The sequence below is a fragment of the Clostridium sp. NkU-1 genome, assembly GCA_001312405.1.
Genome location: BBDR01000006.1, coordinates 20,414 through 44,116, shown reverse-complemented (window position 1 = coordinate 44,116; position 23,703 = coordinate 20,414). Strand labels below are relative to the sequence as shown.

Here is a 23,703-nt window from a genome sequence, read left to right as displayed (position 1 = left end):
TTTGCATTTTCCATGTTTTACTTTTATCTTTAAATCCTCACCGGTACTTCCATTGCCTTTAAATACCGTTTTAATTCCATGATCTCCAGCTCCTTGTAATGGAACAGGGATGCCGCCAGAGCTGCATCTGCCTTTCCGTATGTCAGAGCGTGATGGAAATGCTCCATAGTGCCTGCACCGCCTGAAGCGATCACCGGCACGGAAACATTCTCCCCTATGACACGGTTCAGCTCATCATCGTATCCGGCCTTTGTTCCGTCACAATCCATACTGGTAAGCAGGATCTCCCCTGCTCCAAGGCCATCTGCCTTCATAGCCCATTCCACCGCATCCAGCCCGGTATCGATCCTGCCTCCGTTCTTATATACGTTCCATCCGCTTCCATCGATCCGCCTTCTGGCATCAATGGCAACCACCACGCATTGACGCCCGAACTTGCCTGCTGCCTCGGAGATCAGCTGCGGGGTGTTGATGGCTGAAGAATTAATGGATATCTTATCCGCGCCTTCTCTTAAGAGCATTTTAAAATCCTCCACCGTGCGGATCCCACCGCCAACGGTAAAGGGGATAAATACCTTTTCCGCCACCCGGCGCACCATATCCACCACCGTATTCCGGTTATCAGAGGAGGCGGTGATATCGAGAAATACCAGCTCATCGGCACCGGCCTTATCATAAGCCGCGGCAATCTCCACCGGATCCCCGGCATCCTTTAAATTCACGAAATTAACACCCTTTACCACTCTTCCGTCCATTACATCCAGGCATGGAATGATCCTCTTCGTAAGCATCCGGCACCTCCTTAAGTCAATTCAATGAAATTTTTCAGAATCTTTAACCCAGTATCGCCGCTTTTCTCCGGATGGAACTGGCAGGCAAAAAGATTTTCCCGTTCCACCGATGCCCCAAACCTGATACCATAGACTGCAGATGCGGCCACATCGGATTCCCGTCCCGCCTCTAAATAATATGAATGGACAAAATACACATATGCCCCGGAATCAATTCCTTTAAAAAGTCTTGCATCAGGCTTTATATCCAGACGGTTCCAGCCCATATGAGGAACTTTAAGCCCCGGCGTCTGCGGAAATCTTACAATCTTACCCGGAAGCAGGGAAAGTCCCCTGACCCCTTCGCACTCTGTGCTGCTTTCAAAGAAAAGCTGAAGTCCCAGGCATATCCCCAGTAAAGGCGTTCCTCTTGAAACCACCTGATGAATCACATCCACCAGTCATATTGATGAAGCTTTTCCATGCATCGCCAAAGGAGCCAACACCCGGAAGAATCACCTTGTCCGCAGAAAGGAGGATTTCCTTTTCCCTGCTTACCACCGGCTTTTCTCCCAGCGCGGTCAGGGCTTTCTCCACACTTTTTAAGTTTCCAGCATCGTAGTCGATTATCACAATCATAGCCGTCACCTCTTTACGCCTTTTTCCAACATTTTAACACAGTAACGTGTAATGTACAACGAAAAATAAGGCTACAATTTCCGAAAGAATTCCGTAGAATTCTCTAAAACAGCATCAGCCTTTCCCTTTACAGTTTCCGGCAGCTGGGCAAACTTCCCGTGAATCCGGTACATATGGGCCTTATTGTTTATGGACACGGTTTTCTCAAAGGGCCAGCGGATGACCGTAGGAGTCTTAAAGCCTGCCCCCAGTTCCAAAACCAGCAGCTTTTTATTAAGAGTCCCTGCCAGCCACGTGGTATAGGCCTTCCACTGGGGAAGGTAGCCCTCTTCTATGTAATCCTCTGCCTCTATGGTATTTCCCGTAAGAGGAGCCCCGCAATGAGGACAGACATCCTGGGGAATCTCATCCGGCTCCCATATATCTTTTGTACAGGATTTGGAGCACTGCTTCCATGTCTCGTTCCCGCAGAGCTACCAGCCGGCTCTGTTCCAGGGAGATTTCAGTATCTCTCCATCGGTAACTGTGGTTACAATAAAATAATCCTTGTCCTTTATGAGTCCGTTCATCTTCTCATAAAGACTTTCCATATCCGGTATTCCCTCTGCCTTCCATTCCTCACCGATTCCGATCAAAAGCTTTTCACAAGCTGCTATTTCTTCTAAAATCTGCTCATTCACAGTCATCTATCCACCTTCTTTCCCAAACAATACCCATTTATTATACATCAAAGGGTATTTTAAGAAAAGATGGAAATTCTGTTCTTGCGGCCTGCCATGGATATATGCTATACTAATCCAAGCATTTAGTCAGATTCAGGAATGCTTGCATACCCTCTTGTTTCAATAAGAGGCAAATAATAAAAAAGGAAGTCAGCAGATTATGAATAAGTTTAAGAGGCTTTCTCCCTTTTTGGGAGGCTGCGCCGCCATTGCGGTCCTGGCACTTCTGTTGGTCGTATATACCCTGACAAAACCGGTTCCAATGGCTGGGCCAAAAAGCATTTCCATTGAAGTGGTATATGATAACGGAGTTACGGACCATTACCAGATAACTACAGAAGCGCAGTTTCTCTCAGAGGCGCTAAAATCCATACCAAACCTTCAAATCGATGGAACCACTTCCGAAGAACTTGGCCTGATGGTCACTACAATTAATGGAAAACGGGCAGACTACCAAAAGGACGGCGCTTACTGGGCTCTTCTCTGCGACGGGGAACCTTGCAATTATGGAGTGAGCCAGCAGGCCATCAAGGATGGAGAGCGCTATACCTTTCAATACACCCTGTCCTCTGAGGAAATTAAAAAAATCATGAAAAACCATCCCCTGTTTACCACCAGGGAACTGGTATTAGACGCACTGCTTTCAGCCCTTTTATTTGTCAGCCAGGTAAGTTTGTCCTGGCTTCCCAACATAGAACTGGTATCCCTGCTTCTAATTTTATACACCCTCGTATTCCGCAAACACGTATGGCTCATCCTATACGTGTTTGTTGTATTGGAAGGGTTGGTCTACGGCTTCGGACTCTGGTGGTTTTCCTATCTGTATGTGTGGCCCATTCTCCCGGCCGCCGTATTTTTGATTTACAAAAACAAAACGCCAAAAACTTTTGGCATATCCGTGGTTTCTGGAATCTTTGGAATGTTGTTTGGATTATTCTGCTCCGGGTTCTACTTCATTGCCGGAGGCCCTGGCGCAGCTCTGGCCTGGTGGGCTGCAGGAATTCCATACGATATCATCCACGGAACAGGGAATTTCTTTCTGTCCCTCATTTTGTTCCAGCCGTTATACCGGCTGCTCACCTCGCTGAAACGAGGTCAATCTCATCAATAAAGGAGTGTATGCTTATGGAATCAGCAACCGTAAGATTAAAAAAAGGAGAAGGCCGTTCATTAAAAGCCGGCGGCCTGTGGATCTATGACAATGAAATCGATACCATCACCGGAGATTATACCAACGGTGATCTCGTATCTGTAGAGGACTTTGACGGCTATTTCCTGGGCCATGGCTTCATCAATACCAATTCCAGGTTAACCGTCCGCATCATGTCCCGGAAAAAAGATACAGCAATAAACGAAAGCTTCCTGGAAATGCGGGTCCGCAATGCATGGGAATACCGTAAGGCCACTGTGGACACTTCCAGCTGCCGCCTCATATTCGGAGAAGCCGACTTCCTTCCCGGCATCGTGGTGGACAAGTTCGACGATGTCCTTGTAGTGGAATCCCTGGCCCTTGGCATTGACCGGCTAAAGCCTGTGATCCTGGAAAAGCTGAAAAAGGTTCTGGAAGAAGACGGAATAAAAATCCGCGGTGTTTACGAAAGAAGCGACGCCAAGGTCCGCCTCCAGGAGGGCATGGAGCGCTTTAAGGACTTCATCGGACCTTCCTTTGACACGAAAGTGAAAATCACAGAAAATGGTGTTAAATACCTGGTTGACGTCCAGGAAGGCCAGAAGACCGGATTTTTCCTTGACCAGAAATACAACCGCCTTGCCATTCAGCGCTTATGTAAAGACAAGCGGGTCTTAGACTGCTTTACTCACACCGGTTCCTTTGCTTTAAATGCCGGCATTGCCGGAGCCAGAGAGGTCCTTGGCGTGGATGCCTCTGAGCTTGGCGTCGCCAGGCAAAAGAAAATGCTGCATTAAACGGCTTATCTGACCGGGTGGATTTTCAGTGTGCCGATGTTTTTGAACTTCTTCCCCAGCTGGAGAAAGACGGGGAAACCTTTGATGTGGTGATCCTGGATCCTCCTGCCTTCACCAAATCCAGGAACTCTGTAAAAAAATGCAGTAAAAGGCTACCGTGAAATCAATCTTCGCGGCATGAAGCTGGTCAGGGACGGCGGTTATTTAGCTACCTGCTCCTGCTCCCATTTCATGACCCCTGAACTTTTCACTAAAACCATCCGGGAGGCAGCCGCTAACGTCCATAAACGGCTCCGCCAGGTAGAATACCGGACCCAGGCGGCGGATCATCCATTCTGTGGGCAGGTGACGAAACCTCTTATTACCTGAAATTTTATATTTTTCAGGTTTGTGATGAGAAATAAACGGATTTCATCCTATCTTCTATCATTCTGAATCAAGCGGCCGGGGGTATCCCAAAAGTTATTTTTAAATTTAACTTTTGGGATACCCCCGACCACTCACTTGCATAATACCATCACCTTTTCCCCCAATTTATACCTCTCGTTATCATTGGCTTTTTCTTGCAAATAGCGGGTCAGCTACCTCCATCATTTTTATGACAGGTACCTCTTGCTGTAATTCCTGAATAAAGGGTTTGAATGGATCCAAATCATAAAAAATACCTCACAATTAATTTTTTTAATCAATTGCGAGGCAAGATTTTTAATTGTTGATTTTATACATCCTTTCGCTTAATGTCACTGACTATGCGCACCCTCTTTTGTTGCTTTTATGTTCAGACTTTTTTTTAATTACTCCAGATTGAGGCGCTTGGACAAGATGCGCTCAGTACCGAAAAAGAATATTACAAGCAGAATTACGTTGTAAATAGCCGAACCAATGAAGGTCAGGTGCATGACTAAGGAAATCCCCTCTGCGCCGGGCATCGTATCAATCCTGTTGAAGAACGATTGAAAGGATGGTACATTTGACAGTACGATCATCAAGAAGCCGTTAATAAAGCTAAAAAGCATAGATATAACAATAAAGGCAACAACAGACATCATTACTCGGTACTTGTTTGCCAGATGGCCCAGTGCCATGGAAAAGTACATATGATAAAGCTGTACCAGTCCACTGGTAATAGCCAGAATAATCATCTCAAACACAAGCAGCGGCCAGGACGGAACCTGAGCTAACCCACTGTTGATGGCAGCCCAAACCTGAGGATCGGTAATTGCTGCAAAAACCTTGGAGGTACCTGCTGTGCCCAGCACCAGTATAAAAATGGATACCATAGCCGTCAGGATGCTGGCCATGGACATCACAAATGCTACCGTGCCCTTTGCTGCGATCAGCTGCCAGGCTTCACCGGCAGGGTAAACATCAAATAGCCTTCGTCGCACAGAAGTCCTTTATAAAACCGCTGAATGACAACGATCAGCGTCAGTACACTCATCGCGATCAGAACGCCGAAGTAGGCGATTACGGAGACCGTCTGAATAAGCCCCAAAATGCCGCGGCCAAAGCTTAAGCCAGACATCAGGTTGCTATAATAACCGTTGACCAGCGAGCCTACGCCCATAAACGCATTGAGAATGGATATGGCGATAATCGCCAGATAAATTGGCGCAAGCGTGCGCACAATGGATTTAAATTCGTATTTACAAAGTTTGCCAAACATCTTACTTCCTCCTTTTCTTAGCTTCCGTACGCGAAGATTTCGCGGAACAGCTGATCCACTGACTTGCCTTCCTGCTCGCGGATGTTATCCACAGTGTCGTGGCGCACAACCTTGCCGTTTTGCAGAAAAATGGCCTCATCCAGCACGCGCTCAATATCAGAAATCAGGTGTGTGGACAGCATAACCGTGCCATTTTCGTTATAGTTGGTCAGAATCGTGTTCAGGATGAAGTCACGTGCTGCCGGGTCAACGCCGCCGATGGGTTCGTCAAGGAGGTAAAGCTGTGCCTTACGGCTCATGATAAGTGCAAGCTGCACCTTTTCTTTCGTACCCTTAGACATGGTCTTGAGCCGGTCACTTGGCCGGATGCCAAGAGCCCCAAACATTTCCAATGCCTTTGCACGGTCAAAATCCACATAAAAATCGGCAAAAAAAGTCTGTTAAGTCACAGGCCTTCATCCAGTCGGCAAAATACATGCGGTCTGGCAGGTAAGAAATAACTGACTTGGTTTCCACGCCGGGCGCATTGCCGTTTACCTCCAGCGTACCGGATGTGGGCTGTAAGAGTCCGCATAAAAGCTTGATAAAGGTGGTCTTGCCTGAGCCGTTTGGACCCAGAAGGCCGACAATGCGGCCACGTCCTACCGTCAGATCAATATGGTCCAGCGCGGGCTTTGAGCTGTAAATCTTAGTCAGGCCGCGCGCAGTAATAAGTTCCTGATTCATAAATGTTCCTCCTTTTTATCCCATGCTGCAAGCAGCTGGCGGGTTTGTTCATCGGTATAGCCCAGGGCACGCATGGACGCAAGAAATTCCTCCATCCGCCCATGGGCAAGCTCCTCCCGCACGCTGCGGATGAGTGATAAATCCTCTGTAACCATCCGCCCTGCTGTGCGGCGCGTTTCTACCAAACCCCTGCTTTCTAACTCCGCCAGTGCACGCTGCATCGTATTCGGGTTAACACCCGCCTCGCTGGCCAGTGCACGTACCGTTGGCACAGCCGCGCCGGATGCATATACACCGGACACGATGCGCAAAGTGAGCTGATCCACAAGTTGTATCCAGATCGGCCGGTCATCGGTCAGTTTCCAGATCATGATACCGCCTCCTTTTGTATTATTGTATTGTTGTACTAATCGTTTAATACAATAATACAATCATTTTGCATATTTGTCAATAATTTTTTTTAACCGAATCAAGTAAGCAGGGTCGCGGATTGCGAATATCTGCTTGACTATTGCTTTTCAAACTATTGCCAAAACTTGTTTATCCCATACTCCCTTCATGGCTTAAGCTGATGACTATGTGGGCATCTGAAAAATCAAATTGGTTTTCACGAATAAAAGAATGCTGCTTCATGATTACGCATTCCTTATCAGTAAACTCCGCCTGCCTGGTGTTAATGACATTACTGATGGCAGTCAGTATCTGAACAAAAAAATGTTTGAACACCCACATGGTTGATATGGATGTTCAAACATCTTCAATTCCTTAGTCAAGGGGATATTCGCAATCCGCGCCCCTGCCTGATTCGTTTAAAATCTCTGCAGTTCCTTCATCCTTTATGGATAAAAGTGAAAATAAACTCCGCCTGGGGCAACTCCTCCCCGGAGCGCGGCCATCTCGCTTACCGTGACAAGCTGGTAACCTGCCTCCGTAAGTCTGGGAATGATTTCAAGGGCAGCCGCTCCGCTCTGGGAATAAAGCTCATGCATCAGAACGATATCTCCATCCCGAACCTGGCTCATTACCGCATTTACCGTCTTACTGGCATTTCGCGTCTTCCAGTCCCGTGTATCAATGCTCCACATAATCACAGGAGCGTGTACATTGGCAAGGACCGTACCATTTTTTGCTCCTCCCGGTGTTCTTACCAGGGAAGGCCTGACTCCGGTGGCAGCTTGTACCGCGTCATTGCAAAGGTTGATCTGGCTCTGGATCTGGGCTCCGCTTAATTTGGTCAGGTTTTTGTGCTCGTAAGTGTGATTTCCGATTTCATGCCCTTCTGCAACCATGCGCTGCAGTTCCGTCCCATAAGAGGAAACCCGGCTGCCCACTACAAAAAAACGTGGCCTTTCCGCCGTACTGGGCCAGACAATCCATAATCTGATTTCCCACGGGAGCGAAAGGCCCGTCATCAAAGGTCAGAGCTACCATAGGCCTTGAAGGGTCGATCTGGCGTCCTGTCTCCGTCTGTTCCTGGCTTTCTTCTGAAGCGGCTTCCTGCTGCCCCTCTGCTGCAGCTCCGGCATTTGTGTCCTGGGTTTTTGCGCTGCTCTGGCTCTCACCACCAGACCCGTCTTCCTCCTGCTTTCCCGGCTGCTCTGAAATATTTCCATTTCCATCTACCCACCTGGCTACACCAGGGCCCAGGTTTTCATCTATCCAGCCATTCCGTACTTCCGTTGCCTCCTGGCCAGACTCCGCTTCATCCGCCATGGAAGGAAACGGTGTCGCTGGTACGAACGCTGTCACAAGTGCCACGGCCATCAGGCCGAAGCCCCATTGTAATAATTTTTTTCATGCTGCATCTCTCCTTTCCCCATTTTTGCCCATGCTTTTTGGGCATAAAGGTATATCCGCAGGGTGTTTCACGGATACTAACCACTACTATACAGGAAACAGGAAGAAATTGAAAGAAAATTTCCAAACTTAAATAAAAAAAGTCTAATGGTGCAAAAGCGCCCGAACCACTGCCTCTATGCTTTTTTTCTTCTGCCTGGATTGTCAGCCCTGGCTCATTAATGTCCTTCAAATAATGGGCATCTGAATTGCTGATGATCCGGCAGCCCTCCAGATAAGGGTTGTTTTTCCTAAGCTCATGAAGCTTTTTTTAAGTCTTTTACCTCCGCCGTGGCAAACTGACTGTCAGGAGGCACAAAGCCTAAGTTGGAGATCAGGCTGTTGGCAGATTTGTCAATATGGGCGGGAAACATGACGCCTCCATAAGACCGGGCCAGACCCCATAGCTGGTCAAAAGAGATGTCTACGCTGTTAATAAGAAGATTGGGCACTGTTCCGCATAGGACATCTTCCTTATTATATATCTGCTGCTTTCCAAATATTTCCTCATTATTGGGAAATGCCATCAGCCGTTCATACACGTACTCATCAAACTCCATGGCCTTATCAAGGTGGTCAAACAGACATACCGCATGTACCTCCTCTGATGTACAGACCTCCATGCCCGGCAGGGCAACAATTCCGTATTCCTTTGCAAAATGCAGCACAGCCGGACAATTTTTGCAAGAATTATGATCCGTCACCGCAATCACGTCAAGTCCTTTTAAGGCGGCCATTCCCACAATATTTGCCGGTGTCATATCATCATCCCCGCACGGTGATAAGCAGGAATGAATATGAAGATCATAGGTGAGGTTCATCATGAGGCAGCCTTTGATAAATCACCAGGGCAGCCTCAAAGATGGGCAGCTCTGTTTTTAAAACCGTGATCTCCTGGTCCGCCGCCTTTTTTACAGCCGCTTCGTCAAGAACAGTTCCTTCTGCCATGATCACGCAGGCGGCGTCGGCAAGAGAGGCTACTGCAAGGGTGTTTATGTTTCCCATCACCGTTACCCATGCGCACCCCTCTTCTGCTCTTCCCATTGCAATGCTTAACAAATCACAGCAAAAGGGCTTTTTTATCTCACGGTCAAGCTCTTCTCCTGCATTTATCACTTCAAATAAATTGCTGTCAATCAATTCTCTTACGGTCATTTCGTTTTCTCCCCTCTTTTCTGTCAAGCTGAGTCATCTCATCAGAAATTCTTTCGATGTACTTTGTCATGACCTTGAATTTCTCATAACTGTCCCTGTCGCCTTCCACGATACCGGCCGCCAGTCTGGAAACCTCCTCTGACAGCTTATGCACATTGTCCCTGAGGAAATAGACGCAGTCCGATTCCACTGCCTCTCCCCGCACGATGTCCTCAGCAAGGGCCTTGCAGGTAGGCGCCCCGCAGGAGCCGCAGTCTAAGCCGGGAAGCTTCTTCAAAAGTCTTTCCACCTGGTTAAGCCGTGCAAAGCTTTCCATCATGGTTTCACCTAAATTAAACACCGGTTCATATTGAACCGCCTTGGTCCACTTCACCAGTTCCTCTGCCTCTGCGTGCATATGGTTCCTTGCCACAGGCATGTACTTCCGGAGCCGTTTCAGCTTAACCTCTGCTACATAGGGGTTTTCCACTGTGAGCACGCCGCCCACGCAGCCGCCGTTGCAGGCGCTCAGCTCCACAAATTTCAGATTCGTAAATTTCTGATCCTCCATATCCTCAAGGACCCGGATGACATTTTCAATTCCATCTGCTGCCAGATAATCTTCAGTAAACAGGCCGCTTGCCTCTCCGCCGCTGCGCCCCCAGCTGACTCCGATTTTACCTGAGGTCCCGATCTCCGGCGGATCATCTCCCACCGCCTTCATGCAGGACAAAAGCTGGGGATACAAATCTTTTATGGCAAACACCTTATCCACCTCACTGTGCTCCGTTCCCAGAGGAGACTTTACATAGGTGACCTTGGAAGGACAGGGGGAAATGAAAATGATTCCGATCTTTTCCCTTTCAAGGCCGGTCTTTTCCATGGCTTTCCTGGCCGCAAGAATGGCAGCCACCTCCACCGGAGGAATTAAAGGCAGCAGGTTTGGGATCAGGTTTGGAAACCGGACCCGGATGAGCCGCACCACAGAAGGCAGGCAGTGCTGATGGCCGGAAGCTTGTCCGGATTTTCACTTAAATACTCCCTGGTAGCCTCGCTTACCAGCTCCGCCGCCGCACTTACTTCAAATACATCATCAAATCCCATCATAAGAAGGCATTTAAGACAATATTCACGTCATCCAGATTGTTAAACTGGCTGTACAGGGACGGCGGCGGCAATGCCACCGTATATTCATACTGTTTCATAGCCTCCAGCTTGTCATATGTGGCATGTTTTGCATGATGAGGACATACCCTGATGCACTCCCCGCAGTCAATGCAGAATTTACTGTTGATCTGTGCCTTCCCGTTTCTCACCCTGATGGCCTGGGTAGGGCACCGTTTGATGCAATTGATGCACCCCATGCATAGCTCTTCATCAAGCCTTACCGAATGATAAAATTTATCCACCTTTTTACCTCATTTCCGCATTATCGCCCACGCCCTCTGGGCATAAAGGTATACCCGAAGGGTGTTTCCACATTATCGCCCACGTCCTCTGGGCATAAAGGTATACCCGAAGGGTGTTTCTGCACGCTTTGGCGGCGTTATATATACACCACCATATAAATGGTCGTTCCTTTTCCTATTACCGTATCGATCTCCATCTCATCCGAATACCTTTTCATATTCGGAAGCCCCATTCCGGCTCCAAAGCCAAGGGAACGCACCGCGTCCGGCGCAGTGGAATATCCTGCCTGCATGGCCAAACCGATATCCGGTATTCCGGGGCCCACATCAGCCAGGATCATCTCGATCCGGTCCGGAGTTATGTTAACGGTTATTTCTCCCCCTTGCGCGTGGATTACCATGTTGATCTCCCCTCATACATGGCAATGGCCACCTTGCGCACAGCTTCCGGGGTGACCCCCATCTTTTTCAGCTTGCTCTTTACATCACTGCTGGCTTCTCCCGCCCTTGTAAAATCGTCGGGAGAAATCCTGTAGTGAAACGTTATCATATCCGTCATGAAACCGCACCTCCATGGAGCCCGGCCTCATAAAGCATGCCGCAGGCCGAGAACATGCGGTGCCCGGTGGACAGAATGATGAGACCCCGTTCCTCCGCCATCAAAAGCATGGACTCATCCGGCATCTTGCCTCTGACAAACACGATACAGACAATGTCAAGCATCTCCGCCGTACGGATCACCTGAGGATTGCAAAGTCCTGTAAGAAGAACTGAATGATCCTTGGAAAATGCCAGAACATCGCTCATCATATCAGATCCGCAGGCACTCCGGACCTCCTCATCCAGATGATCCTCTCCTGCCAGCACCCGGGCACCAAGTGTATCTCTCACATCTTTTACTGTCATATTGACGCTCCCCTTTCCTTCATTCACTCAATTCACGCAATTCATATCATTTTTGATCATTATATCATAAATAGCACGTCAGGTATAGAAATATTACACGGAAGGATTGTTATTTTTTTTGTCGAATATTGATTAAACTATAGATTTTTTTCTCAATAACATGATAAAATATCAGATACATTGCATAAGCAACATTTTAAGGAGGTTATCAAATGGCTTGTAAAAAAACAAGGCGTCCAGTTTAATGGGACAAAGGAGCAGGAAGCTGCTTTAAAAGAAGCAATCGCCCTGCTAAGAGACACAAAGGGATCTCTCATGCCTATCATGCAAAAGGCACAGGAGATTTATGGCTATCTTCCAATTGAAGTCCAGACCATAATTTCTGATGAAACGGGCATACCGCTTGAGAAAATTTATGGTGTTGCAACTTTCTATGCCCAGTTCGCACTTCAGCCAAAGGGCAAGTACCAGATATCCGTCTGTCTTGGAACTGCATGTTATGTAAAGGGTTCCGGAGACATCTTCCATAAGATTGAAGAAATCCTTGGAATTACCAACGGTGAATGCACACCGGATGGAAAGTATTCTCTTGATTCCTGCCGCTGCGTAGGTGCCTGCGGCCTGGCTCCCGTCATGATGGTGAACGGGGAAGTTTACGGCAGGCTGACCGCTGACGATGTTCCTGATATTCTTGCTAAGTACGAATAAAAATTACGCTTATGATGACAGAGATTTCTTTAAATATTCTGGATGTGGCGGAAAACTCCACACGGGCAGGGGCTACCCTGGTTACCATTCTTGTATCTGTTGATTCTGGGGCAGATAAGCTGATTGTCACCATTAAGGACAACGGCTGCGGCATGACAAAGGAGCAGGTGCATCAGGTGACTGATCCCTTTTTTACCACCAGAGAAACCAGAAAGGTGGGCCTTGGCGTTCCGTTTTTCAAATATGCGGCGGAAAGCACAGGCGGAAGTTTTTCCATTGAGTCAGAGCTGGGAACCGGAACGGTGGTAACCGCTGTTTTTGGACTATCCCATATCGACCGTATGCCCCTTGGTGATATAAACAGTACCATTGAAACCCTTATCACCTGTCATCCGGACACAGACTTTCTCTATATCTATCGTTACAACCAGGCGTCATTTGAGCTGGATACCAGAAACTTCCGCGAGATTTTAGGAGATATCCCCTTTGATACCCCAGAGGTATCGGCTTACATAAAGGAATATCTCAGTGAAAACAAATTGGAAACAGACGGAGGCGCGGCCATTTAGGCCCGTCGGATCAAAGTTGAATTGGAGGAATAACATGAAGACTCTTGAAGAATTAAAAGCAATCCGAGAAAAGATGCAGGGTCAGGTCAGCATGCGCGGCGAAGACCACGGACGCACACGCATTCTGGTAGGCATGGCTACATGCGGAATTGCCAGCGGTGCAAGACCTGTTCTTAATACATTGTCAAACCTGGTTCAGGAAAACCAGATGACAGACCGTTTTTCCGTTACCCAGACCGGATGCATCGGCTTATGCCAGTATGAACCGATCGTTGAGATTCTGGAACCTGGGAAAGAAAAAGTTACTTATATCAAGATGACCCCTGAAAAAGCAGAAGAAGTTTATAAAGAGCATTTACTTGGTGGCCATATTGTTCAAAACTACACGTTGGCTTCAGCTGACATCAAATAAGGAGGGAACAGGATGTATCGTTCACATGTATTGGTTTGCGGCGGCACAGGATGTACTTCCTCCGGAAGCCAGCAGATTATGGTTAAATTAAGAGATGAGCTAAAGAAACAGGGATTGGATCAGGAAGTATCCGTTGTACAGACCGGCTGCCACGGCCTTTGCGCTTTAGGCCCGATCATGATCATTTATCCGGATGCCACCTTCTATGCAATGGTAAAAGAAGATGATATTACAGAAATCGTATCCGAGCACTTATTAAAAGGCCGTCCGGTGGAAAGACTGCTTTATGATGAGACAGTGACTCCGGCTGGCATTAAGGCTTTAAGTGATACAGACTTCTATAAGAAACAGCACAGAATTGCTCTGCGCAACTGCGGTGTCATCAACCCGGAAGAAATCGAAGAATACATTGGTACCGGCGGATATCAGGCCCTTGGTAAGGTTCTTACGAGATGACTCCAGACGAGGTGATCCAGACTCTTTTAGACAGCGGATTAAGAGGGCGAGGCGGCGCAGGTTTCCCTACCGGCCTCAAATGGAAACTGGCCAGGCAAAACGATGCGGACCAGAAGTATGTCTGTTGTAACGCAGACGAGGGCGATCCAGGCGCATTCATGGACCGTTCCGTATTAGAGGGTGATCCTCATGCCCTTTTGGAGGCTATGACCATTGCCGGCTACGCAATCGGCGCTTCCCAGGGTTATATCTACGTGCGTGCTGAGTATCCGATCGCCGTACAGCGTTTAAAAATCGCCATTGACCAGGCCAGAGAGATGGAGCTTTTAGGCGACGATATCTTTGGATCAGGATTCTCCTTTGACATTGACCTTCGTTTAGGTGCCGGTGCATTCGTATGCGGCGAAGAAACTGCCCTTATGGTTTCCATCGAAGCAACCGCGGAGAGCCAAGGCCGCGTCCTCCGTTCCCGGCACAGAAAGGTTTATTCGGCAAGCCAACCATCTTAAATAATGTTGAAACTTATGCAAATATTCCTCAGATTATCTTAAACGGATCAGAATGGTTTGCTTCCATGGGTACTGAAAAATCCAAGGGAACAAAGGTATTCGCTTTAGGCGGAAAGATCCATAACACCGGACTGGTAGAAGTTCCTATGGGAACTACTCTACGTGAGATCATCGAAGAAATCGGCGGCGGCATTCCAAACGGCAAAAAGTTCAAGGCTGCCCAGACCGGCGGACCATCCGGCGGCTGTATCCCAATGGAACATTACGACATTCCTATCGATTACGACAACCTGATATCAATCGGCTCCATGATGGGCTCCGGTGGTCTGATCGTAATGGATGAAACCGACTGTATGGTTGATATCGCAAAATTCTTCCTGGAATTCACCGTAGAAGAATCCTGCGGAAAATGTACGCCATGCCGCATCGGTACAAAACGTATGCTGGAGATCCTCGAAAAAATCACCAAGGGACAAGCCAAACTGGAAGATTTAGACCGTCTGGAAGAGCTGTGCTACTATGTAAAGGAAAACTCTGCCTGCGGATTAGGCCAGACAGCGCCAAACCCGGTTCTGTCAACCCTTAAGTTCTTCCGCGACGAATATAATGCCCATATTATCGACAAGACATGTCCGGCTGGTGTGTGCAAGGCGCTTCTCTCCTACCATATTGATGCTGAGAAATGTAAGGGCTGTACCCTTTGTGCCAGAAACTGTCCGGCTAACGCTATCTCCGGTTCCGTTAAGAACCCACATGTCATTGATCCTGAGAAGTGCATCAAGTGCGGCGTATGTATGGAGAAATGTAAGTTTGACGCTGTCTACAAGAAATAATGGAGGGAAATTGGATCATGGAGAATATCACAATAAAAATCAATGGCATGGACGTAAGCGCTCCGGCAGGCTCCACCATCCTGGAAGCTGCCAGACTGGCCCATGTTGAGATACCGACTTTATGCTTTTTAAAAGATATGAATGAAATCGCTGCCTGCCGTATCTGTACCGTTGAGATCAATGGCGGCAGACTGGCTGCTTCCTGCGTATACCCAATCAATCCTGGAATGGAAGTATGGACCAATACACCCAAGCTGCGTGATTACAGAAAGAAAACGCTTCAGCTGATCCTTTCCAATCACGACCGTTCCTGTTTATCCTGCGTCCGCAGCGGAAACTGTGAGTTACAGACCTTATGTAAGGAACTGGGCGTTGAAGTTGATGATTATTACGATGGAGCAAAAACTTCTACAACCCCTGATGAAAGTGCAGCCCATATGGTGCGTGACAACAGCAAATGTATCCTGTGCCGCCGCTGTTCCGCTGTCTGTGAAAAGGTTCAGGGAATCGGCGTGATCGGACCTAATGAGCGTGGATTTGCTACCGTTATCGGCTCCCCCTTTGACAAAGGACTTGGTGAAACAAGCTGTGTCTCCTGCGGACAGTGTATTGCAGTATGTCCTACCGGCGCTCTCTATGAAAAGAGCAGCATTGACGAAGTGGCTGCTGCCATTGCAGACCCGTCAAAGCATGTGATCGTCCAGACCGCTCCTGCCGTACGTGCAGGCCTGGGAGAAGAATTCGGTTATCCCATCGGAACCAATGTGGAAGGCAAGATGGCTGCCGCGTTAAGAAGACTGGGCTTTGACAAGGTATTTGATACCAACTTCAGCGCCGATTTAACCATTATGGAAGAAGCGCATGAATTCATTGAACGTGTGCAAAATGGCGGCGTTCTTCCGATGATCACCTCCTGTTCTCCAGGCTGGATCAAATACTGCGAGCACTACTTCCCGGATATGACAGAGAATTTATCCTCCTGCAAATCCCCGCAGCAGATGTTCGGTGCCATCGCCAAATCCTACTATGCGGAAAAGATGGGTCTGAATCCGGAGGATATTGTATCCGTCAGCGTGATGCCATGTACTGCTAAGAAATTCGAGATCGGAAGAGATGACCAGGATGCCAACGGCACTCCTGACGTAGATTATTCCATGACCACCAGAGAACTGGCCAGAATGATCAAACAAGCGGGAATCCGGTTCACAGAGCTTCCGGACGAAGATTTTGATACACCGTTAGGGCTTGGTACCGGTGCAGCCGTTATCTTCGGAGCCACCGGCGGCGTTATGGAAGCAGCCTTAAGAACCGCTGTGGAAAGCCTGACCGGCGAAGAGCTTGAAAGACCTGACTTCACCGATGTCCGGGGAACAGAGGGAATTAAGGAGGCCACCTACCGTGTAGGCGATATGGATGTCAATGTTGCAGTTGCTTCCGGCCTGGGCAATGCAAAAGAACTCCTTAACCGGGTAAAATCCGGAGAAGCAGACTATCACTTCATCGAGATCATGGGCTGTCCCGGCGGATGTGTAAACGGCGGCGGCCAGCCCCAGCAGCCTGGCTATGTGCGCAATACAACCGATATCCGCAGCCTGCGCGCCAAGGTTCTTTATGATGAAGATGCTGCCAAAACCATTCGTAAATCTCACGAAAACCCTGCAATCAAGGAACTTTATGAAACCTACCTTGGAGAGCCGGGAAGTGAAAAGGCTCATCACCTGCTTCACACAACTTACGTAAAGAGGAAAATAAACGAAATTTAACCGAATCAAGCAGGGTCACGGATTGCGAATATCCGCCTGACTAAAAAAACACCCTTTATAATTAGAAATCCTCCAATAAGGATGTTTACGAAAATCATAGTTGTTTAGTGTATGGCCAAACGATTACGGATGAATTGTAAATAATCTTTGTTGGAGGATTTGCTTTATGGCAAAGTTTTAATTTGAATATACAGAGATTGACGGTCTGCTTTATCCAAACATTGAAATTAAGGGGAAAGCCGAGCTTGCAACTTGGGGAAATATGGACTGCTCCGTCTGAGCTTTCTGCATGAACAAAGGCCGTAGATATATCGGGAACTGATTCTGACTGGAAAACTAGCAGAGCACTGTTAGATTATAAGATTTGAAATAAAATAATATTATGTACATAAGAGAAATGAAAGTAATGAAATGAAACTTTATCAATTTTGAACTAAAATTTTTGATTGCTAAGGTGGTAGAAAAATGAATTTTACATCGAAACAGCCAGTCCTTATTTCTATAATTGCAATTCTCATTCTTCAGGCGGCAGGATTATTGTTCCAACTCAGCGGAATGGGCGGTTTTCTCTATTCCGTGATCGGGAGCAGCCTGATTCTGACTGCCGTCTCCGTCCTGTTTAGAAAAAACAGCGGGGAATCCCGTCCCGTCCATCAGGACAACCTGGGGGAACGGCTTTTTCAGATCGCGGAAACCATGGGCTTTGACTCCCAGCAGCTGATCTGGCTTTCCAATGACAACATGAAAACCTTTGAAAAGGTTGCAAAGTTTCTTATGAGATTGAAAAGCTCAGCGAACAGAATGCGGCCAGTTCAGAAGAAATCAATGCAAGCATCAATGAGCTCGTCGGAGCATGTACCAATTTGAATTTCGGGATTATAAAAATCGAGGATCATTCCAAAAACTCCATTGAAATGCTGGACAAAAATGAGCAGACGCTCCGAAGCATCGGGAGTTTCATCCTGGATCTTACAACGGTCATCAAGGCCGCTTCCGACAGCAACCTGGAGCTTAAAAAAATCCTCTGCGAAAATCAATGAAATTGTGGACTCTATCCGAACCATATCCAGCCAGACCAATCTTCTTGCACTGAATGCTTCCATAGAGGCCGCCCGGGCCGGAGAGGCTGGCAAGGGCTTTTCCGTTGTTGCCGGGGAAATCCGGCGGCTCGCGATGCAGACGAACGATGCGATCTCCGTCATTGAAGGCGTGGTCAAAAATATTGTGGATAAAATACAGACCTCCAACGCAGCCATGACCGAAATCGGTGACAAGATGAAAAATGTGGACAACATTGTCACGGAATCCTCTCAGATCATTCAGGAAATCAACTCGATCCTTAAGGATGTTCAGAAGGCGATTTCCGGCCTTACCCAGGAGTCGCTGATTCAGAAGAATACGGCAGCTGAGATTGAAAACGCAGTGGAAAATGTCGCAGAGGCGGTACAAAAGACCCACCATGTTTCCAGCTCCGCCATTGATATGGTAAATGTCCAGCAGAAGAAAAACGAAACCATTCTTTCCTTCTGCAACAAAATCGGCGAAACTGCGGAAATACTGCAGCAGGATGCCATGGTTTTCAAAAAGCCGGATGAAATTATCTTTGGTGTCAATCCCTTTGTCGAGCCCGAACGTATCCGCAAAACCTATGTGCCCATCCTCGAGCAGGTATGCGCAAGCGTGGGACTGAAATGCCGCCCCCTTATTGTCAGAAGCTATGACGCACTCAGTGAAAGTGTGGAAAAGAGCATCATTGACGTTGGCTGGTTTTCTCCGTTTGCGTATGTCAACGCCCATGAAAAATGTGGGGCAAATGTGCTCGTTACTCCCAAGGTCCAGGGCCGCTGCTCCTACCAAGGGTACATTGTGGCCCGCAAGGACGGCAGGGTGCATTCCCTCAATGACTTAAAAGGAAAGACCTTTGCCTACGTCGATAAAAAAAGCGCGTCCGGTTATCTGTACGCCCGGGATATGATGAAGCAAAACCATATGGATCCGGACACCATTTTTGAAAAGGTCGTCTTCTTAGGCAATCACAATAATGTTGTCAACGCCATTCTGGCCGGAGAAGTGGACGCGGGCGCAACCTATGACGAGGTTTACAATCAGGCGCATGCAGACGGACTTTTCACGGATGAACTGATCATTATTGCCCGTACAGAGGAAATTCCCAAGGATGCCCTGGCCGTCAGAAAGGACATGCCCTCCATGCTCATGGAAAAGCTCCGCAGTGCCTTTGTGGATTTCAGCAATAACAGCGGAATCGATACGACCGTTCAGGGCTTTGTCAGGAATGAAGATAAAGCGTATGATATTATCAGGCGCTTAAACAATTAATTTTGAATACATAATATTTCCATTTTTATCCACCAATAAAGAATTAATCCCAGAGTGCATGGATTATGTGAAAAGCTCCATACTAAGACTGGAGGTGATGAGACATGAGCCCAAAAGAATTAAATTATATTGAAGATGCTCTTGGTCATGAAAAATTTTTAAAACCCAGTGTCAGGAAGCGACACAGAATCTGCAGGATCCTGAATTAAAAGCTTGTGCACAGCAGCTTATGCAGAAGCACCAGCAGATTTTCGACAGCTTCTATAACTTAGTGTAAGGAGGAATCACATATGGATGACAAGACTATTATGGAGAATCTGCTCCACACCGCAAAAGGAGTGTGTGACTTATACCTGCATGGAACCATTGAATCCCCTACCATGAACGTGCATCAGACTTTTGACACCGCATTAAACGACAGCCTGTGCATGCAAAGCGATATCTACAAAAAAAATGTCCGCAAAGGGATGGTATACCACAGATCAGGCAGAACAGCAGAAACTTTCCAAAGTTAAGAACCAGTTCGCAGGAATGTAAAATAAAAAGCTATGGGTGTTCCCGTAAATGGGACAGCCATAGCTTTTTATTAATGCCTGTGCATCGGTACTTCCTGAAGGCCCTGGTTTCGTAAGTTCTCATGAACTTCCCTTCCGTCTGCCTGTTTGATCAGCAGATCACGGGCTTTCTTTGCTTCATTCTCGCTCTTATGCCTGCTTGGGCCGCCTACACAGCCTCCCACGCATGCCATTCCTTCTATGAAGTCTCCTGGAAGCCTGCCAATCTTAAGGAGCATTAAAGCTTTCTTGCATTCAGCAGCCCCATTGCATTTAAGGACTTCTATATCCGTGCTTTCTTCCGATTCCTTTAAACATTCCAGAACAGCCGCAGTCACACCGCCGCCATTTCCAAAACGCTTACCAAATACGGATCCGGCCTGATAAGTATTTTCCTCCGGCTCAAGTTCCACGCCCTTTGCTGCCATCATTGCCCCAATCTCTCCCAGGGTCAGGGCATAATCTGCGTTGTCCATAATATTCAAATCCAGAGTTTCGCTCTTCTTTGCAATACACGGCCCAATGAAAACAGTAATCGTCTCCGGGTCCTTTTCCTTCACCATTCTGGATACGGCACACATAGGAGATACGGTGGTGGACATATTCTCAAGGAGCATAGGATAATGCTGTTTAATCATGTTTACAAATGCCGGACAGCAGGAGGTAGTCATCTTCCTGCCTTCCTTATAAGCCTCCGCCCATTCTTCTGCTTCTGCTGCAGCGGTTAAATCGCCGCCCAGGGCAACCTCAATCATATCCTGGAAGCCGATTTTCTTTAAGGCCGTTCTCCAGCTTGCCATGGTGATTTCCGGGCCGTACTGGCCTTCCGTCGCCGGAGCGACCATGGCAACCACCCGTTTCCCTGCATTAATAAGGTTAATGACATCCACAAGAAATGTCTTGGAATCAATGGCTCCGAAGGGACAGCCGTGAATGCAGGCACCGCACTGGATGCATTTGCTCTCGTCAATGACCACAATGCCGTTTTCATCCATGGTGATGGCATCTACAGGGCAGCTCTTTTTACATGGCCGGGTCAGGTCCGCAATGGCATTATAAGGACATGCCTGAGAACATTTTCCGCATTCCTTGCATTTATCAGGATCAATATAGGCACGGTCACGTCCCATGCTGATGGCATCAAAATTACAGGAACCCTGGCACGCCTTGCCCATACACAGCTGGCAGTTATCGGTTACCACATACCGGGTAATGGGACAGTCCTCGCAGGCAGAGCTGATTACCTGAACTACGTTTTTCGTATCCCTTCCGCTGGGACAGAGGCCTTCCGCCAGGCGGATTCTTTCTCTGATGATTTCCCGTTCCCTGTAAATGCAGCAGCGGAACTGGGCCTTGGGGCCTGGAATGATCTTATAAGGAATCTCATTCCTTTCTGCCTCCAGCTTCCCTTCCCATGCAAGCTTCGCCACTTCATTTAAAACCTGATGCTTTATACGAAGTAATGTTGCATCATTTGTTGCCATATTTTTCCTCCTTGTAACTTCCACATTTCGTGGCTGTATCAATGTCTATTCCAATTTAATAATAGGTTACTATAACCCTTTTCCCCATTTCTTCCACTACATGCTTTAACTGCTCCACAAGATTCTGGCGTATCCCCAAATCAAAGGGCAGGCCAGGGTTCTGATAAGCGCTGTTAATGGCCATTCCCACGTATAAATTAAGCTCCGTACAATCCTCAATGATCATCTTCGCTACCATGGAAGCGCCGTTTGGCTTATCCAGTTCCAGGAAAAACTCCTCTGTAACGGATTCATTCTCCACATAACGCTTTAAAAGCTTTAAAACTTTATTTAAAGTCAAAACACCTTCCGTAACCAGTTCAATTCCGTCGATATAAGCAATGGGCGGAATTTCCGGGTCATCATAATCCAGGGAAACTGACAGCTTCTTTTCGGTTACCCTGGAAACAATATTTGCACTGGTCCCTCCGCAGACAACTTTCTTTGCAGTATCGTCTCCTGACATAAAATCATTCACCATACTGCAGTCATCTTCCGGCTTTTTTTGGAGGGCCTGTCATCAAATGCACCGGCTTGCGGTCAATGATCCTCATGACAGCAACCGTAGTATCATCGCCGGGCCGGTACTGATACAGTTCATCACAGGCACGGCTCAAAACAGAAGCAAGACGGGCTGCGGATATGGTCAGGCGGTACTGCTTCACCGCATAGGAAGCAACATCCTCCCACAGCCAGCCAAAGTTCAGAAGTTTCCCAACTCCTGCATGGATGGTCCCGTCGCTCATCAGGATCAGCGCATCGCCTTTTTTTCACCCTAAAACGGTATTCATTGATCCTTTTATCACGGATGACCCTGACGTTTTGGGGTATGGAAACCAGGTTTCCGTCCCTGATAAAGATACAGCCGGGATTATCAAATTCTACCAGATAGGCTTCGCGTCATGAAATACCTGAAGGATGCTGAAGGTCGAATAGGCACCTGGCGCACCTGGCATACCGGAAGAGTTTCTACAATGGTTTCCACACACTCATCAAGGGTCGCGCCATTTAAGAACATGGTTCCAAGAATCTTGGAGGTCATGGTCGCTAAAATGTTGGCCTTTACCCCGCTGCCCATGCCGTCGGCGAGAATCATGATATTGGAATCCTCGGTCTGCAAAAGCTCTACCTTATCACCGCACAATACTTCCTTGAATTTATTCAGGCTCATGTATGCAACATCAACGGTAACTCCCATCACTTGACCTCACTTTCACTTCCCTCATCCAATAAGGATCTGCAAAGCTTTGTTAAGGTAGTTTTGGTCTCCGCAGTGGTTTCCCCTAAAAGACCTGCAATTTCCTGGGCCACCATCATCTGCTTGTGAATGACCTTCTGTGCCAGTTCAATGGTCTCCAGCTTCTTTTCGTATTCCTGCCTTGCCTGTTCTTCCTCTTTGGTGATATCTATGAAGGTGGCTAATACCACATCTTCTTTTTCGATGTATATAATATTCTGAAGAGTGGAAATACGGTATTCCCCGTAAGTCACCTTTTTTCCATGGATCTTCTGATGGGTATTATAAACCCACTGAAAATCAGAAGGATCAATAAACTCATATAAATACATGGTTAAGGCTTCCTGCCTGGTCTTTCCAAAATACTTTTCCCCCACTGCAGAATACTCTAATATCTTCATATCTTTATCCACAATCAGAACAATATTGGGAGAGGTCTGCATCACCAGATTGGATAAGGACTCTGACTTTTCGTGCATAAACGGAATGCACATATTAAGCTCCGCCTTTTTCTGGAAAACTGCTATGGCCTTTTCCCGGCAGGTGGAATATCCGCAGGCACCGCAGTTTAACTCATCCTCAGGCCTGGTCTTTCCGGTCATCTTTAATATCTCCTGGATCTGGACTTCCGTTGGCATGACATCTCTTGGCGCCCGGTCCATAAACAACTTCCTGAAGGAAATACGTTCCAGGACAGGGTTCAGCTCCTCAATCGGCACCGGTTCCTTTTCAATGGCATCCTCCATATCAAGCTTGATCTTGAATCTGGATACGCTCTCATCATCCACGGTGGGCCCTTTTATGCAGCCGCCAGAGCACATATTCATCTCAATAAAGCAGCCTTTAATTCCTCCCCGCATCATGCTTTCGCATAGATCCATGCAGTTAAGGCTGCCATGGACATAAAACTTCCGGTATCCATCCCGTCCCTCTTCCGTGGCAAGAACAGAATTCACCACTCCATTGGTAACCGGATAAAGGCGGTTGACTCTGGGATCTGGTAAACGGGACATCCTCACAGTCTTCAATGGTGATTTCCTCTTCGGAAAGCCATCTGGAAATATCATT

The 23,703-nt window shown here is 47.5% G+C and carries 23 protein-coding genes and 7 pseudogenes; 11 read left to right on the top strand and 19 right to left on the bottom strand.

From position 1 onward, the window contains the following. Positions 1–29 precede the first annotated feature (29 nt). The 5 genes from hisF to JCM10519_RS28970 all read right to left on the bottom strand — a co-directional run bounded on the left by hisF (position 30) and on the right by JCM10519_RS28970 (position 2,095). On the bottom strand, positions 30–791 hold the full coding sequence (hisF, locus tag JCM10519_RS11120; protein ID WP_054739200.1) for an imidazole glycerol phosphate synthase subunit HisF: 762 nt from the start codon (positions 789–791) through the stop codon (positions 30–32). An 11-nt stretch (positions 792–802) separates the two neighbouring features. After that, positions 803–1,222, bottom strand: a complete 420-nt coding sequence (gene hisH, locus JCM10519_RS11115; RefSeq protein ID WP_347843879.1) for an imidazole glycerol phosphate synthase subunit HisH — start codon at positions 1,220–1,222, stop codon at positions 803–805. Then, complete coding sequence (locus tag JCM10519_RS28980; protein WP_347843878.1) at positions 1,152–1,409, bottom strand: hypothetical protein; 258 nt, start codon at positions 1,407–1,409, stop codon at positions 1,152–1,154. Before JCM10519_RS28980 ends, hisH begins: the two co-directional genes overlap by 71 nt. Before the next feature lie 71 nt (positions 1,410–1,480). Continuing rightward, entirely contained in the window at positions 1,481–1,666 is a 186-nt protein-coding gene (locus JCM10519_RS28975) for a hypothetical protein (protein WP_347843877.1), read from the bottom strand. A gap of 216 nt (positions 1,667–1,882) precedes the next feature. Continuing rightward, positions 1,883–2,095: a hypothetical protein gene (locus JCM10519_RS28970; protein WP_347843876.1), complete on the bottom strand. Its 213-nt coding sequence runs from the start codon at positions 2,093–2,095 to the stop codon at positions 1,883–1,885. A 196-nt stretch (positions 2,096–2,291) separates the two neighbouring features. Here JCM10519_RS28970 and JCM10519_RS28965 point away from each other — a divergent pair, with 196 nt between their 5' ends. Next, entirely contained in the window at positions 2,292–3,242 is a 951-nt protein-coding gene (locus JCM10519_RS28965; protein ID WP_347843875.1) for a DUF4430 domain-containing protein, read from the top strand. Positions 3,243–3,256: 14 nt separating this feature from the next. After that, positions 3,257–4,461, top strand: a pseudogene (locus JCM10519_RS11095) (class I SAM-dependent rRNA methyltransferase). A gap of 390 nt (positions 4,462–4,851) precedes the next feature. Here JCM10519_RS11095 and JCM10519_RS11090 read toward each other — a convergent pair. The 11 genes and pseudogenes from JCM10519_RS11090 to JCM10519_RS11035 all read right to left on the bottom strand — a co-directional run bounded on the left by JCM10519_RS11090 (position 4,852) and on the right by JCM10519_RS11035 (position 11,734). Further along, a complete protein-coding gene (locus JCM10519_RS11090; protein ID WP_347843874.1) occupies positions 4,852–5,445 on the bottom strand; it encodes a hypothetical protein in 594 nt (197 codons plus the stop codon). Then, positions 5,394–5,723: a hypothetical protein gene (locus JCM10519_RS11085; RefSeq protein ID WP_054739191.1), complete on the bottom strand. Its 330-nt coding sequence runs from the start codon at positions 5,721–5,723 to the stop codon at positions 5,394–5,396. Before JCM10519_RS11085 ends, JCM10519_RS11090 begins: the two co-directional genes overlap by 52 nt. Before the next feature lie 17 nt (positions 5,724–5,740). After that, positions 5,741–6,449 (bottom strand): annotated as a pseudogene (locus tag JCM10519_RS11080) (ABC transporter ATP-binding protein). Next, the gene (locus tag JCM10519_RS11075) at positions 6,446–6,820 is read right to left on the bottom strand and encodes a GntR family transcriptional regulator (protein WP_054739189.1); all 375 of its coding nucleotides are present in this window, start codon (positions 6,818–6,820) and stop codon (positions 6,446–6,448) included. The pseudogene JCM10519_RS11080 and the gene JCM10519_RS11075 overlap by 4 nt, the downstream one beginning before the upstream one ends. Before the next feature lie 465 nt (positions 6,821–7,285). Further along, positions 7,286–7,738 carry a polysaccharide deacetylase family protein gene (locus JCM10519_RS11065; protein WP_054739180.1) on the bottom strand — a complete coding sequence of 151 codons (453 nt, stop codon included), beginning with the start codon at positions 7,736–7,738 and terminating at the stop codon, positions 7,286–7,288. Then, complete coding sequence (locus tag JCM10519_RS11060) at positions 7,719–8,213, bottom strand: polysaccharide deacetylase family protein (protein WP_347843873.1); 495 nt, start codon at positions 8,211–8,213, stop codon at positions 7,719–7,721. The genes JCM10519_RS11065 and JCM10519_RS11060 overlap by 20 nt, the downstream gene beginning before the upstream one ends. A gap of 329 nt (positions 8,214–8,542) precedes the next feature. Beyond that, positions 8,543–9,046, bottom strand: coding sequence for a phosphoesterase (locus JCM10519_RS11055; protein ID WP_347843872.1), 504 nt, complete (start codon positions 9,044–9,046; stop codon positions 8,543–8,545). 43 nt (positions 9,047–9,089) lie between these two features. Continuing rightward, complete coding sequence (locus tag JCM10519_RS11050) at positions 9,090–9,440, bottom strand: hypothetical protein (protein ID WP_054739176.1); 351 nt, start codon at positions 9,438–9,440, stop codon at positions 9,090–9,092. Next, positions 9,418–10,828: pseudogene (locus JCM10519_RS11045) on the bottom strand ([Fe-Fe] hydrogenase large subunit C-terminal domain-containing protein). Before JCM10519_RS11045 ends, JCM10519_RS11050 begins: the two are co-directional and overlap by 23 nt. 137 nt (positions 10,829–10,965) lie before the next feature. Beyond that, a pseudogene (locus JCM10519_RS11040) lies at positions 10,966–11,387 on the bottom strand (ATP-binding protein). Next, positions 11,384–11,734, bottom strand: coding sequence for a DRTGG domain-containing protein (locus tag JCM10519_RS11035; protein WP_054739169.1), 351 nt, complete (start codon positions 11,732–11,734; stop codon positions 11,384–11,386). Before JCM10519_RS11035 ends, JCM10519_RS11040 begins: the two are co-directional and overlap by 4 nt. 180 nt (positions 11,735–11,914) lie before the next feature. Here JCM10519_RS11035 and JCM10519_RS11030 point away from each other — a divergent pair, with 180 nt between their 5' ends. The 9 genes and pseudogenes from JCM10519_RS11030 (at position 11,915) to JCM10519_RS10995 (ending at position 19,858) form a co-directional block, all read left to right on the top strand. After that, the gene (locus JCM10519_RS11030; protein ID WP_347843871.1) at positions 11,915–12,442 is read left to right on the top strand and encodes an NAD(P)H-dependent oxidoreductase subunit E; all 528 of its coding nucleotides are present in this window, start codon (positions 11,915–11,917) and stop codon (positions 12,440–12,442) included. Between the two features lie 11 nt (positions 12,443–12,453). After that, complete coding sequence (locus JCM10519_RS11025) at positions 12,454–13,011, top strand: ATP-binding protein (protein ID WP_054739162.1); 558 nt, start codon at positions 12,454–12,456, stop codon at positions 13,009–13,011. Positions 13,012–13,045: 34 nt separating this feature from the next. Next, positions 13,046–13,423 (top strand): NAD(P)H-dependent oxidoreductase subunit E, encoded by a 378-nt coding sequence (locus JCM10519_RS11020; protein ID WP_054739161.1) that lies wholly within the window; start codon positions 13,046–13,048, stop codon positions 13,421–13,423. A 12-nt stretch (positions 13,424–13,435) separates the two neighbouring features. Continuing rightward, positions 13,436–15,221 (top strand): annotated as a pseudogene (gene nuoF, locus JCM10519_RS11015) (NADH-quinone oxidoreductase subunit NuoF). Positions 15,222–15,238: 17 nt separating this feature from the next. After that, a complete protein-coding gene (locus JCM10519_RS11010; protein WP_054739448.1) occupies positions 15,239–16,984 on the top strand; it encodes an NADH-dependent [FeFe] hydrogenase, group A6 in 1,746 nt (581 codons plus the stop codon). A 465-nt stretch (positions 16,985–17,449) separates the two neighbouring features. After that, entirely contained in the window at positions 17,450–17,851 is a 402-nt protein-coding gene (locus JCM10519_RS11005) for a hypothetical protein (protein WP_054739160.1), read from the top strand. Beyond that, positions 17,848–18,024: a hypothetical protein gene (locus JCM10519_RS28960; protein ID WP_347843870.1), complete on the top strand. Its 177-nt coding sequence runs from the start codon at positions 17,848–17,850 to the stop codon at positions 18,022–18,024. The genes JCM10519_RS11005 and JCM10519_RS28960 overlap by 4 nt, the downstream gene beginning before the upstream one ends. 4 nt (positions 18,025–18,028) lie before the next feature. Next, positions 18,029–19,321, top strand: a complete 1,293-nt coding sequence (gene phnD / locus JCM10519_RS11000) for a phosphate/phosphite/phosphonate ABC transporter substrate-binding protein (protein ID WP_054739159.1) — start codon at positions 18,029–18,031, stop codon at positions 19,319–19,321. A 290-nt stretch (positions 19,322–19,611) separates the two neighbouring features. After that, a pseudogene (locus JCM10519_RS10995) lies at positions 19,612–19,858 on the top strand (spore coat protein). A 49-nt stretch (positions 19,859–19,907) separates the two neighbouring features. On the opposite strand, the gene JCM10519_RS10990 reads toward JCM10519_RS10995, so the two are convergent. The 3 genes and pseudogenes from JCM10519_RS10990 to JCM10519_RS28955 all read right to left on the bottom strand — a co-directional run bounded on the left by JCM10519_RS10990 (position 19,908) and on the right by JCM10519_RS28955 (position 23,654). After that, positions 19,908–21,359: a monomeric [FeFe] hydrogenase gene (locus JCM10519_RS10990; protein ID WP_054739157.1), complete on the bottom strand. Its 1,452-nt coding sequence runs from the start codon at positions 21,357–21,359 to the stop codon at positions 19,908–19,910. Positions 21,360–21,414: 55 nt separating this feature from the next. Continuing rightward, a pseudogene (locus JCM10519_RS10985) lies at positions 21,415–22,596 on the bottom strand (SpoIIE family protein phosphatase). Continuing rightward, positions 22,596–23,654, bottom strand: a complete 1,059-nt coding sequence (locus JCM10519_RS28955) for a (Fe-S)-binding protein (RefSeq protein ID WP_347843999.1) — start codon at positions 23,652–23,654, stop codon at positions 22,596–22,598. The pseudogene JCM10519_RS10985 and the gene JCM10519_RS28955 overlap by 1 nt, the downstream one beginning before the upstream one ends. Between the last annotated feature and the right edge of the window lie 49 nt (positions 23,655–23,703).

Coding starts and splice junctions, on each gene's coding strand:
- JCM10519_RS28970 (WP_347843876.1), bottom strand. CDS start 2,095: ATGACTGTGAATGAGCAGATTTTAGAAGAAATAGCAGCTTGTGAAAAG.
- JCM10519_RS11065 (WP_054739180.1), bottom strand. CDS start 7,738: ATGGTTGCAGAAGGGCATGAAATCGGAAATCACACTTACGAGCACAAA.
- JCM10519_RS10990 (WP_054739157.1), bottom strand. CDS start 21,359: ATGGCAACAAATGATGCAACATTACTTCGTATAAAGCATCAGGTTTTA.
- JCM10519_RS11035 (WP_054739169.1), bottom strand. CDS start 11,734: ATGACAGTAAAAGATGTGAGAGATACACTTGGTGCCCGGGTGCTGGCA.
- JCM10519_RS11020 (WP_054739161.1), top strand. CDS start 13,046: ATGAAGACTCTTGAAGAATTAAAAGCAATCCGAGAAAAGATGCAGGGT.
- hisF (WP_054739200.1), bottom strand. CDS start 791: ATGCTTACGAAGAGGATCATTCCATGCCTGGATGTAATGGACGGAAGA.
- JCM10519_RS28965 (WP_347843875.1), top strand. CDS start 2,292: ATGAATAAGTTTAAGAGGCTTTCTCCCTTTTTGGGAGGCTGCGCCGCC.
- JCM10519_RS11075 (WP_054739189.1), bottom strand. CDS start 6,820: ATGATCTGGAAACTGACCGATGACCGGCCGATCTGGATACAACTTGTG.
- JCM10519_RS11060 (WP_347843873.1), bottom strand. CDS start 8,213: ATGGCCGTGGCACTTGTGACAGCGTTCGTACCAGCGACACCGTTTCCT.
- JCM10519_RS11010 (WP_054739448.1), top strand. CDS start 15,239: ATGGAGAATATCACAATAAAAATCAATGGCATGGACGTAAGCGCTCCG.
- JCM10519_RS11025 (WP_054739162.1), top strand. CDS start 12,454: ATGATGACAGAGATTTCTTTAAATATTCTGGATGTGGCGGAAAACTCC.
- JCM10519_RS11005 (WP_054739160.1), top strand. CDS start 17,450: ATGAATTTTACATCGAAACAGCCAGTCCTTATTTCTATAATTGCAATT.
- JCM10519_RS11050 (WP_054739176.1), bottom strand. CDS start 9,440: ATGACCGTAAGAGAATTGATTGACAGCAATTTATTTGAAGTGATAAAT.
- JCM10519_RS11085 (WP_054739191.1), bottom strand. CDS start 5,723: ATGTTTGGCAAACTTTGTAAATACGAATTTAAATCCATTGTGCGCACG.
- JCM10519_RS11055 (WP_347843872.1), bottom strand. CDS start 9,046: ATGACACCGGCAAATATTGTGGGAATGGCCGCCTTAAAAGGACTTGAC.
- JCM10519_RS28980 (WP_347843878.1), bottom strand. CDS start 1,409: ATGATTGTGATAATCGACTACGATGCTGGAAACTTAAAAAGTGTGGAG.